An 11925-nucleotide genomic window follows, 5' to 3' on the forward strand; every position below is an offset into this window, starting at 1 on the left:
ATATGAGGATATTGTCAACGCATGTAGTCACGCTTGGAATAGCTTTAGAAAAGACACAAAACGTGTCATCAAAATGTGTTCAAGGAAGTGGGCAGTGGTGGGCAATCTTTAATGCGGATTGGTATAATACCAATCTGTCATCGTGGTTGAAAGCAAAGGTTAAAAATAAAAAAAGCGACCAAATGGTCGCTTTCTAATTACTAAATGATGTAATTTATTTAGGCTTTCTTTCGCGTTAGTGCGATACCTGCAATGCCAAGTACAAACAGCAAGAATGTTTGTGGTGTAGGGATTGGCGTTGTATTCGGGTCAGTCGAAACAGATACCATACCTTCGATAATATCGTTTGCACAGGTCATCGCCCAACGAAATGCGATTTGCGTGGCATTTGCCAATGCTGTGCCCGCTACGTCAATCGAAAAGCTTACCTTACCGTAGCCTACGTTTTTGTCGCCAATCTTTTTGGCATACGAGTAGCTGTCGTCAACACTCCAGTGTGTGTAGCCATTGTGTTTAACGTGATGGCTGCGATCCTTCAGCATAACAGCCTGATTATAACGTGAGTTATTATGGTAATCGTTAGAAACCATAACTTCGTTGTTATTAAAGTTCGATTTTAATCGGCCCCAGCCACTGGTGTTGCCACGATCACCACCTAAGTCATAAACATAGTTCCAGTCAGTGCCTGTGTTGTTGTTGTTTCTGGAAAATCGATCTGCATTATGCGGAGCACCACCTGTAGGTTGCCACGCAGGATCAAATAAACTGCCATCAGAAATAAACAAGTCCCCTAATCTGATGCCATCTTGGCCAATGTTGTTGTAAAACGAGGTATATACGTCGACATTTAGCATGGTTCCCGTACGAGACACAATCATCTTATCGGTGTCGTAACGATGTACATTGCCATAAACATCTTTGTCATAGCCAGCGCCCACATAGTTGTCCATAATTTCAGTAGCAGGAATGTCAGTAGCAAAGCTCATCGAGCTAGACAATGCTATTGATGCTGCAGCGATCCATTTTAAATACTTCATCATAAAACCTTTTCTCAATACTATTAATTGTACTGTGATTAAGTGGGGGCTTACCTAATCTCAGATACAGAACCTTCGTGCTATATACAAAAAACAGGCCAAAAGTGCAAGCGTGTGAAAATAAAGAAATTTATTTCAATTTTGCTAGTTAGGCTTGGTTATTCTATGGCATTCTGTAAAAATAATCGACATATTTAGTAACTAAACTGTATACAATAGTATTAAGTCAATAAGTCATCCATCTTACTAAATAATATTGAATAGTAGTTCTGCTGCTAAGGATTATGTAGAAATGGTGAGTCTTCGCGTGGTAAACATAAATATGAAATTTGTAAAAACGGCATTGCTGGCAAGTGTATTAGGTTTTAGTAGTTTCTCATCCATCGTTTTCGCGCAGGCCGTTAATCAATCCTACGAAAGTGCGTTAGAGAGATTTTATGCGTCAGATTTAGATGCAGCGGTCATATATTTAAAAAATAGCCTTAAAAATAATCCTGAACATTTACCTTCATTAATTTTAATGGCGGAAGTGTACATAGCTAAAGGTGACGGTGCTGCTGCGGAAGATGAACTACTTAACGCCAGAAGTAAAGGCGCTGATGAACGCCGTATAGTACCACTATTATTGGAAGCATATGTGTTGCAACAAAATTATCAGGCTGTTGTTGATAGTAATGTGCAATTTCCGGGTAATAACCGATTGTCCAGTAAAGTGTTGGTGTTAAAAGGTCGAGCATATGTCGGATTAAATGAGCTTGAACAAGCACAGCATATGTATCAAGAAGCCGCCATTCTCACTAAAAATGATATAGAAGCAACGTTAGGCTTAGCGCAAGTTGCATTGCTCAAAAACAAATATCCTCTTGCACGTAACTACGTAGAAAAAGCTCTAGCAATTTCACCGATTAACGATAAAGCATTAACATTGTTGTCAAACTTAGAGTTGCAAGAAGGGAATGTTGATGGTGCATTGAAAGTAATTAACCAAATACTGGCCTTGAATCCAGAAAACTTCCCCGCATTGTTAACTCGCGCAAATTTAAACATAGAGCAAGCCGAATATGAGGCTGCGCTTATAGATTTAGAAATTATCTTGGGGTCAATACCCAATGAACCTAAAGCAAACTATTTGAAGTTAATTGCTGTAAGCGCATTAGGAAATATCGCACAAGCGCAAGAAATTGAAAATCACCTGAGCGTAATATTTAAAGGGTTGCCAAGTGACGTTATGCAAACCAATCCTATTTACTATTATTTATCGGGATTGGTAAGTTTTCATAAGAAGCAATTTCGATCTGCACAAGATAGCCTTGATAAGTACTTGGCGATTATCAGAGATGATCCTCGCGCCTTAAAATTAATGGCGAAAATTGAACTTGCTTTGCAAAATCCTTATACGGCGAAAACAAATCTAGTGAAGGCGCGCTTAATTGCCCCTAATGACATAGAAATTTGGACGTTGTTGGGGCAGGTATACTTATTAGTGGGCGAAATGGCCAAAGCAGAGCAGTACTTCATTGATGTAGTTGAGTCAGTACCGGAACAACCCGAGCCGTTGTACGATCTTGCGCGCTTACACTACGTCTCTGGTAAGCATCAGCAAGCGATATCGTTGTTGAAAAAAGCGAAGGCTATTCGGGCTGATATAGAAGTACTTGAACTGCTTGCCAATGCTTATCAAGAAAGCGAACAACTAACAGAGGCATTGTTATTAGTCGAAGATATTTTGACACAACAACCGACCTCGTCGGCTCATCTTAAATATAAAGGAGTATTGCTTGGGCTGTTGGGACAACATGATGCTGCTGAATTGGCATTCAACAAAGCATTAGAAAGTGATCCTTCAAACACAGAAGCTTTCATTCATTTGGTTAGATTAGATGTGATTAAAGGTAGTACAGCTCAAGCCATCGAAAAACTCAAAGCGCGTTTAGCATCTGATGACCAAGAAAATAACGCGTTGCTCATGGAATTGGGGGATATTTATCGTAAAATTGGGAACTATGCGTCTGCAAGAGAATATTATGAGAAACTTTATAGCAGAGATCAAAATGATGGTGATATTCTTGGTCGTTTGGTTGGGCTGTATGTAGTACAGAAGCAGCAAGAACAGGCAATTGACATGACCAATGCGTTTTTAAAACGTAATGCTCGCCACGGTAATGCCCATTTCTTATTAGCTGATCTTTATTTCAATAACAAAGCATTAGATAGTGCCTTTGAGCATTACAATCTTGCGGTTAAGTACTCGCCAAATAAAGCGTATGTATTAAACCAATACGCGTTGTCGCAAAAGCAAACTAATGATTTGGATGGCGCAATTTTAAGCCTAGAGCGGGCAATTGCTTGGAATGATGGATATTTTCCAACTTACATCAATCTAATTGATGCATATGCCAAAAAAGGTGATGAAATAAAAGCGATTAGCTTATTAGATAGTTATGTCGCTAAGTATCAAGACAACAACAATGTCATGGTGTTGAAAGGTGAGTTATATCGACAATTGGGTAAGTTACAAGAAGCTGTTAGCTTTTATGAAAAAGCGCTTAAACAAGTACTATCGAGAAAAGCGACCTTTGGCCTTTATCGAGTGCTGGTAACTCAGCAAGCATTTAAAAAGGCGGAAAAAACTATAGAGACTTGGCTACAACATTCTCCTAATGACATTGTTGCGGGAATTGCACGTGCAGATTTATACCGATTGCAAAGCGACTATGCAAATGCAGCAAAATACTATCAGCAACTAATAGCCAAGTATGGCCAACAGCCTGTGTTTTTTAATAATTTGGCACAAGTTTATTTGCAATCGAATCAACTTTCAGATGCATTAGCTGCAGCTGAAGCTGCATATAAACTAAATCCTGATTATGTGGCGATTATTGATACGTTAGCTTGGATTTACAGCAAGCTACAACGTCCTGAAGATGCATTGCCGCTTTTGCGAGAAGCTATCGCTCAGGACTCAGAAAATTCTGAGGTTAAATACCACTTAGCTGTGGTGCTAACGCAATTGAATCGTCATGGTGAAGCACGACGTTATTTAACGGAAATCACGCTGTCTGATCCTTCGTTCAAGTATATGGCTCACGTTGAACAGTTGTTATCTTCTCCATAAAACTGAGTTAATTTAAAAACGCTTAGTTCTGGCATTTCGGGAGTACGACACTAAATCGACAGCCCCCTTGCGGTGAATTCGATATTTCACAGTGTCCCGAGTGCCAGTCTAGTAAGCGTTTAACAATGGCCAGTCCGAGGCCGAACCCAGCGTTTTTCTTACAGCGGCTCTGATCAATCGTATGAAATGGAATGAATATTTCTTGTCTTTGCTCAGGGGCTACTCCTGGGCCATCATCATCAATTGTCACATAAACCTCATTTTTGGTTTCTTTCAACGAGACGTTTATTTGCGATGTTGCGTAGCGTATTGCATTAGATAAGATATTTTGCAAAACACGCTCTATGGCTTGCGAGTTCACTGCGATTGTTATGTTTTCAACGACATTAAAGGCTATTGTGTGTGTGGTTTGTCGTTGTAATTTTTGAACAAGTGCGTCGAGCAAAGCACTAAGATCGCAAGGCGCTTTTGTCAGCGTTGCCATATGAGCCTCAAGGCGCGCATAACTGAGCATTTCATTAACCAGTTGTTCCATTTCTGCCAAGTCGCCATTTAGCTCTTCTTTTTGCTGTGGTTCAACATTCTCTAACATGGCAATGGCAAATTTTAAACGAGCGATAGGCGTACGTAGTTCATGAGAAACAGCATTCACCAGCTGCTTTTGGTCATCCATTAGTCGAACAATTCTACTAGCAAGATCTTGCATGGTGTTCATTAATGGGGTAATTGCTGAACGGGTTGTGGGTGTGTTTTCGATGGCTAAATCGCCTAACGCAATTTTTTGGGTCATTTGCGTGAGCTGTTGCAAATCACGCCAGATTGGGCGAACCCACATTACGAGTAGCAATGCCAATCCAATATATGACAATGATAAGATCAACCACCTGCTCACGGATGATGTTGAGCTGGGATAAAAAGGGCCTAAACGTATAGTTTTGTCTGCGTTTTTTAATGAAAGGTTCAGATAAAATGCTTGCGCAGCATCATAGGTAACAACTGGCTCGTTTTGCTTTAGGCGTGTTAATTGTTCCGGCAACCATGCGACATCTTCTATATCCAAAATTTCAGCATTGTCTATGGTCGCCGTGACGTGTGAAATGTCACGGTGACTCTCAAGTATTTGTTGCAATGGTTTGGCGACTTGCGTGACGTACTGCGTCTCAGTGTTTTCATTTTGATAAAACTGTTGCCACAGGTACTCAGTTGTTAAATTAACAACGAAAATACTTAAGATAACGGCAAAATAAAAACTAATGAATAGTCTAAGCATATAGGCAAATTACGCGCGGTGGCTAACTAGTTCCAAGCGGTAGTTGAGCATAAATATCCTTTACCCCAAACCGTGATAAGTTTAAACGGATTGGCTGTATCATCTCCGAGCTTTTTCCGCAGGCGAGAAATTCTCACGTCGACACTTCTGTCTAAACCATCATATTCGCGACCTATCATTTGCTGATGAATGTAGTCTCTGCTTTGAGGTTCTCCTGCATTTTTAGCAAGTAACCACAGTAACTCGAATTCATGGCTCGTTAAATCAACCTTTTGCTCATCAAGTGTCACTAATCGGGATTTCTTATCAATGTGCAGCGAACCTAGGGTAATTTCATCAATGTTCTTGTTTGAATACTTTTGTGTTCTTCTAAGGAGAACGTTAACGCGTGCTAATAAAACATGCGGCTCTACGGGTTTAATTACAAAGTCGTCAGCGCCAATTTCGAGCCCTAGTACATGATCGAAGTCGCTATCTTTTGCTGTCAAAAATAATATCGGCTGTTGATAAAACTTTCGCAACTGTTTGCACAGTGAGAAGCCATCAACATTTGGCAGCATCACGTCTAAAATAATCAGATCAGGCGAAGCCTTTTTAACATAGTCGATGACGTCTTTACCGTCATGTATCGCGGTAACGTCGAAGTTGTTACCTTGCAGGAATTTTCCGATTAAACTCGATAAGCGAATATCGTCTTCTACAAGCAGAATGCTAGACATTAGAAAAGGCTCCAATCTGATTTCAATTTCCGTCGGTAAGCGTGATGGTTACTCGCATTTATATCAATTTTTTGGCTTGCTAACGCCTCACCGGAGGCATTAACTAGAGTAAACATCATTGAATCTTCAAGTGTTACCTGCATCTGAGTGTCGATATGATGTTGATTATCCCAACAACTGAGCTTGGTCACACCTTGGCGTAAACATACGTCTTGAGGCTCGTTTGTTTGCCATTTAATTTTGATTGTCATAGTACATGGTTGGCCAATTTCCTGCACCATGCAAGTAACAGGTTTTATGTCCATTGTTGCCGGTGCTGACGATGACAAACTATGACTCGTAAATGGATAGAGAACGGCAATGAATATTAGCAGTGCATACAGACGGCTAATAAACATATTTCACTCCAAAAAATAGCGTATCAACATGGTGTGTCTTCACCAGAGGACTGTCTGATATCGCTGTTGATAAAAATTCACGTTTTAGGTTAGCCTTTAATTGCCAGTTCGATGTCAGCTGTTTCATGTAAGCTAGGCTTATATTTGGCGACCAGCCGGAACCTGCAAGATAGTGCAGCATTGGATTTTCTGTGTCCCGCTCATTGATACCATAGTAATAATCTGTCAGTTTTCTGCTTTTCCATGAAGCACCTAATCCAAGCTTCAATAAGCTATCTTGCACTTGATTTAATGAAATTATTTTAGTGTAACGAAAAGTCGCTAATGAACCTTGGTGCACATTACTTATATCGTGTAGAAGTTCGGTGCTCAATTGGCTAGTGGTATTTATATACCAATTAATTAAGACGCCCCCATCTATTGCCCAATTTCGTTTGCTAACCTCTGAAATATCAATACTTCTTTGGCTATTATCTGCGGCGATTTCACCATTAATGAAACTTACTTGTGCATTACCGACAAAAATATTATTCGGGTGCCAACGTTCAAAAAACGCTTGTTCATTATTGAGTTGTATAATGGGACTAATATTCCATGTAGGGTTGTCCACAAGCGTGAAACCTGCTGTTGTATTTTCAATGAAAAATTTCTCACCGTAGTAGCTGACATAGGGAATAACAACCAAAGGAATATGTTTTCCGCCATGCAGAGGATTGGTCAACACACCAGCCCCAAGCGCGACAGAAAATTGCCAATCGCCTACAGGAACACATTCGGCATCTTGAGAATTGCATTGTGCGTAGGTTTGAACACTGACAAATAGAGCCAGAATTGCAAGTTTTCTAAGCAACGTTCATAACCTCCAAGTTATACCTGCGAGTAAATGTGTGTTCATATTTTTGGGGTTTCAGATAAGTATTGTTAGTAATTTACCAACTTATTTACGTAAAGCCATACCTGATAACAACAAGTTACATTTGAAGGGCGCGAAGTAGCGTTTTTCTCGCATGGTGGTGTTATAAAAGGAACGGTGAGTAATTGCTATTCAGGATTTATGCGTTCTGAGTTGGGAATTAACTTATTCGAAGATCTTTGCGTTGTTGCAAGTGGTTATTTTCTACCAGCCAACTGACTAAACTTTCAAAGTCCAACGGTTTTGACAGGTAATAGCCTTGTGCCATGTCACAACCAAATTGGCGTAACTGTTCCAAAATCTCAACAGTCTCAACTCCTTCTGCGAGCGACTTCATATTGAGCATTCTGGCCAAGGTAATGCAAATCTTTACAATCACTAGTGCTTCTTTGTCTCTCATAAGGTTAGAAACAAAAGTGCGGTCTATTTTTAATTCATTAAAGGGGGCTTGATAGAGCTGCTGCAGTGAAGAGTAGCCTGTACCGAAATCATCGATTGAAAGGTGAAATCCCTTCATTCGTAGTCGGTTAAGCACATCAAGTGATGAGGTTAACTTGCTCATTACTGCACTTTCAGTGAGCTCAAGGGTCAGTTTTTCGGGTGCTATATCACTTTCATCCATGAGTTTTTTTAATTGCTCGGGTAGAAATAACGACGTGATGTTTTCTGCAGTTACGTTAACCGCCATGCCCAATTCAAACCCTGAACGTTCTAAAATACTCAAATCTCTTGCTGCATAAGTGAGTACCTTACGTGTCATTAGTTCTATAAGGCCATATTGTTCAGCTAAATTAATAAATTTATCGGGAAAAACCAGACCTAGTTCTGGGTGCTGCCATCGCACCAGAGCTTCAACGCTGATAACTTTACGGGTATTGATATCAAATTGAGGTTGGTAATGTAGCGTGAATTCATCTTTAAGTAACGCTGTTTCTAGTTCTTGCTTGTTAAAAGTTATGATACTTTCATGATTACTTTCGTGGGTAAAATAGTCATGCTTCACTTCATCGAGCAAAGATACAAAGTCTTGCATTTTAAACGGCTTAGTGAGTGTACTTATCACTTTTATATTGTGTGCTTCGGCGAGTTGTTGCGCCGAATGCAGCACTTTATTATCAAAGCCACTGACCAAAATGAGTGGAATTTTTTGTGACCGTTCGGCAAGCGAGCGAATGACTTCAATACCATCAATTTCGGGCATGAACAAATCTAAAACAAGCACACTTTGAGAATCTAGCTCACGCTGAAGAAAATTGAGAGGATTGGTATCAAATTCGACTTGCCATCCTTGATCTCTAGCTACTTCAACAAGAAGTTCCGCATAGGGTTGATCGTCATCAAGTATGAATAGTTTATAGTTTCCAGGCATTCACTTGCTCAATAGATTAAACAGTTCTCACACTTTCTAAAATATAGTCTAAATTAGCTGAAAGTGAATTAAAGTGATGGAATTTACTGAGATAATTCAGCGATTAAATCACAGTAGCCGTGTCTCAGAAAAGAGTCGATAATGACTAAGCTATTGCTTTTAATTGGTTATTGGGAAATTGCTGGTGGGATGTGATCAAAAATAAACTGAATGTGTAACTGTTTATGTCGTTAATTGTTCAAAAATGCCCTTTTAATTAATACGGTTAATCGCATCTTTCAGAATTTTCATACTACTTAAACCTCGTTAATAAAGTGACAGAAGCGTTTGAACAACATTGTTACATAGGGGCAATAATTGTTATATCGGGCACTAATTGCTTAGTACTATAGAGTGTGAACAGTGGGCTAGTATTCTCTGGTCGGATGTGTAATGCTGTTTAGAAACTCATAGTAACCAGTAATATCCATGGCAATGTCGGATCGCGTAACGCTTCAAGTAAAAAATCATATTGCATATGTCGGACTAAACCGTCCGGAAAAACACAATGGTCTAGATAAGGCGATGTTTGAAACGCTTATCGACACGGCGAAAAAAATAAGGCGACAGCGTGATATCAGATGCGTCATATTAAGTGGCGAAGGGCCTTCGTTTTGCGCGGGGTTGGACTTTGGTTATGTTGCTAAACATCCCAGTATGATTCTGAAATTCTTCGCAAGATTACCATGGCGAAAAGATAATGTTTTTCAGCGCGTAGCGCACATATGGCGTGATTTGCCTATCCCTGTTATCGCTGTCGTCCATGGCAGTTGTTTTGGCGCAGGCATGCAAATAATTTTGGCATCTGACTATCGCATTGCAACGCCAGACGCACAATTATCTATTATGGAAATGAAGTGGGGGCTTATTCCTGATATGAGTGGCACTGTCACTTTGTCTCGATTGACACGCGTCGATATTGCACAAGAATTGACGATGACTGGGCGAATATTTTCGGGTGAACAAGGTGCTGATTATGGACTTATCAGTAAAATAGATGAGGAGCCAATGAAACAGGCGGAACAACTTGCTCAGCTGATTTGTCAACAAAGCCCAGATGCTGTAGCTGCCACTAAGTATCTTTTTAAGAAAACATGGAAGCGTGATACATGGGCCGCTTTAATGTGGGAAAGGATCACACAGCTTAGGCTGCTTGGCCGTAAAAACCAAAAAATCGCCATGAGAAATGGCTTGTCTAAAGGACAAAAAGCAAAACCTTTTGTTGAACGTTCAAGTTTTAAATAAGACGAATTATTTCTTAGGTGGTCTAAGCAACTGCTGCTTTTAGGTTTACACATGAGGAAGCGTAAGAAATAATAGCACGCCTTTTTTCGTTGCCATGATTAATAAATGGAAATTATTGAGACTCAATTTATCACGTGGGGATTTCTTGCGCTTGCCATCGTGCTGGCTTTTGCAGATGTTCGTCAGCAACAGCGACTTTGGTATTGGCCTTTCATTGCTGCCATAGGAAGCGCACTGTATTTTGAGCAATTAACTTTCAAAGGACTTGCTTGCTTTGGTATTGGCGTTGCGTTGGCGCTATTGTCAAAGCGCGCACCAAAGGTTTGGGGCCGTATCCTATGTTGTAGTCTGCTATGTCTTTGGCTAATCGCATTAGCAGCACATCTCTTGCCCGGTTTTAACAATTTTTTGCTCCTAAACAATGTCAGAGCGAGTGAATTGAGCATTGAGTACTCGATGTATCTAAACATTGATAAACCGCTGATATTTTTCATCTTGCTCCTATCGGTACCTACGTTGATGAAGAGTGATCATCATCAAGACAGAACATTAACATTTATGCCTATTAACGGTGGCGCTAAAGGTTATCAAAACCATTGGCAACACGTGGTAAAGATTGCCATGATGGTTGTTTTGGTTGTCGCAATATTCGGCATTGCATACGGACTTGGTCTAATCAAGCCAGATGTTAAAGTGCCAGAATGGTGGATGTTTTTTGCCTTTAGTAACTTGCTACTGACTTGTGTCGCTGAAGAAGCTTTTTTCCGTGGATTCGTGCAACAGACGTTAGTGAAAAAATACGGTGTGACTGTCGCTTTAGCGGCTACTAGTATTTTGTTTGGGGTTGCACATTTTTCGGGCGGATTTGCCTATGTATGCGTTGCGACACTTGCAGGGTTGCTTTATGGCTTGGCGCATTACTGGTACAGAAGTCTCCTTATGCCAGTTTTATTACACTTTATCGTGAATATGTTGCATTTGTTGTTATTTACTTATCCGCTGGCGATTTAACTGACAAATGATTTGTTTCGATAGATTCTTGAATATTCAGTTTACGCTTTAGTGCGTCAAGCTGCTCACGATTATTGTGCATGAGTTGATTGATTTCAGTTAGTCGGCTTTTATGGTTAAGCGTAGCAATATGAAACTCGGTAGGTGTAAAAGGAAGGTATTTGCCTAATGCCATAGGCTCGAGGCTATGTTGCTGAATTAAATAATTGGCAACATTCCATTCAACATCGGCCCCTTGTGCACGACCGGCTTGAACCATTAATAGTGCTGCTTTAGCTGAGTTGGTCTCTGAAAACTCAATGAGATACTCGGCTTGTATTGGCAGCCACGCTATCGGTGTAAAGCCCCTTGGAAATGCCAATCGTTTAAAGTCTTTCATCGTGATATATTCATCCAGTAAATTAACCATAGTCCCACCCAATGCAGTGACCAGTGGCTGACTATAAATTCTGGAATTAGCTGTTACTTGATCGTGCCAATTAGGGTTGTCAGGATAAATAAAGTCTATTTCTCCCTGTTCAAAAAAGTAATTAAGCCGTTTAATTGGTAATGAAACTACTTTGAACTGGCAAGGGTGATGCTTATTGAGCCATTTAACATAGTCGGTAAAGTAACTTGTACGATTTTCGTCAACGAAATTGTAATGCGGACTATAATCAATGGCTTGTACGCCAATAGTGTACGACTCTTTCTTGCAGGCGTATGCGGTAGAGCTGCCAAGAAGAAGCGCCACCAAGCATATTACTGTTTTGACAATCAAATGCGACTTAATACGCTACCTCTTCTCGTTGGGGAATCAATTAGCTAAA

The 11925-nt window shown here is 40.2% G+C and carries 11 protein-coding genes; 4 read left to right on the forward strand and 7 right to left on the reverse strand.

All coding sequences use genetic code 11. The features are described from left to right. Window positions 1-197: hypothetical protein (locus ACSLUK_RS18935; protein ID WP_448550358.1), on the forward strand; the 197-nt coding region annotated here is incomplete at its 5' end. A gap of 21 nt (window positions 198-218) precedes the next feature. Here the strand turns inward: ACSLUK_RS18935 and ACSLUK_RS18940 are convergent. Continuing rightward, window positions 219-1040 carry a hypothetical protein gene (locus ACSLUK_RS18940; protein WP_448550359.1) on the reverse strand — a complete coding sequence of 274 codons (822 nt, stop codon included), beginning with the start codon at window positions 1038-1040 and terminating at the stop codon, window positions 219-221. A gap of 319 nt (window positions 1041-1359) precedes the next feature. Here ACSLUK_RS18940 and prsT point away from each other — a divergent pair, with 319 nt between their 5' ends. Further along, window positions 1360-4152: an XrtA/PEP-CTERM system TPR-repeat protein PrsT gene (gene prsT, locus ACSLUK_RS18945; protein ID WP_448550360.1), complete on the forward strand. Its 2793-nt coding sequence runs from the start codon at window positions 1360-1362 to the stop codon at window positions 4150-4152. 22 nt (window positions 4153-4174) lie between these two features. On the opposite strand, the gene ACSLUK_RS18950 is transcribed toward prsT, so the two are convergent. The 5 genes from ACSLUK_RS18950 to ACSLUK_RS18970 all read right to left on the reverse strand — a co-directional run bounded on the left by ACSLUK_RS18950 (window position 4175) and on the right by ACSLUK_RS18970 (window position 8821). Continuing rightward, entirely contained in the window at window positions 4175-5422 is a 1248-nt protein-coding gene (locus ACSLUK_RS18950) for an ATP-binding protein (RefSeq protein WP_448550361.1), read from the reverse strand. Between the two features lie 26 nt (window positions 5423-5448). Continuing rightward, window positions 5449-6141 (reverse strand): response regulator, encoded by a 693-nt coding sequence (locus ACSLUK_RS18955; RefSeq protein WP_448550362.1) that lies wholly within the window; start codon window positions 6139-6141, stop codon window positions 5449-5451. Next, a complete protein-coding gene (locus tag ACSLUK_RS18960; protein WP_448550363.1) occupies window positions 6141-6539 on the reverse strand; it encodes a DUF3019 domain-containing protein in 399 nt (132 codons plus the stop codon). Before ACSLUK_RS18960 ends, ACSLUK_RS18955 begins: the two co-directional genes overlap by 1 nt. Next, window positions 6529-7389 (reverse strand): MipA/OmpV family protein, encoded by an 861-nt coding sequence (locus tag ACSLUK_RS18965; RefSeq protein ID WP_448550364.1) that lies wholly within the window; start codon window positions 7387-7389, stop codon window positions 6529-6531. The genes ACSLUK_RS18960 and ACSLUK_RS18965 overlap by 11 nt, the downstream gene beginning before the upstream one ends. Before the next feature lie 223 nt (window positions 7390-7612). After that, on the reverse strand, window positions 7613-8821 hold the full coding sequence (locus ACSLUK_RS18970) for an EAL domain-containing protein (RefSeq protein ID WP_448550365.1): 1209 nt from the start codon (window positions 8819-8821) through the stop codon (window positions 7613-7615). 468 nt (window positions 8822-9289) lie between these two features. Here ACSLUK_RS18970 and ACSLUK_RS18975 point away from each other — a divergent pair, with 468 nt between their 5' ends. Continuing rightward, window positions 9290-10105 (forward strand): crotonase/enoyl-CoA hydratase family protein, encoded by an 816-nt coding sequence (locus ACSLUK_RS18975; protein WP_448550366.1) that lies wholly within the window; start codon window positions 9290-9292, stop codon window positions 10103-10105. Window positions 10106-10210: 105 nt separating this feature from the next. After that, window positions 10211-11116: a CPBP family intramembrane glutamic endopeptidase gene (locus ACSLUK_RS18980; RefSeq protein WP_448550367.1), complete on the forward strand. Its 906-nt coding sequence runs from the start codon at window positions 10211-10213 to the stop codon at window positions 11114-11116. Here ACSLUK_RS18980 and ACSLUK_RS18985 read toward each other — a convergent pair. Next, window positions 11094-11849, reverse strand: coding sequence for a type 2 periplasmic-binding domain-containing protein (locus ACSLUK_RS18985; protein ID WP_448550368.1), 756 nt, complete (start codon window positions 11847-11849; stop codon window positions 11094-11096). The two genes, ACSLUK_RS18980 and ACSLUK_RS18985, sit on opposite strands and share 23 nt — an antisense overlap. Window positions 11850-11925 lie beyond the last annotated feature (76 nt).

It is taken from the genome of Thalassotalea fusca (genome assembly GCF_053485835.1).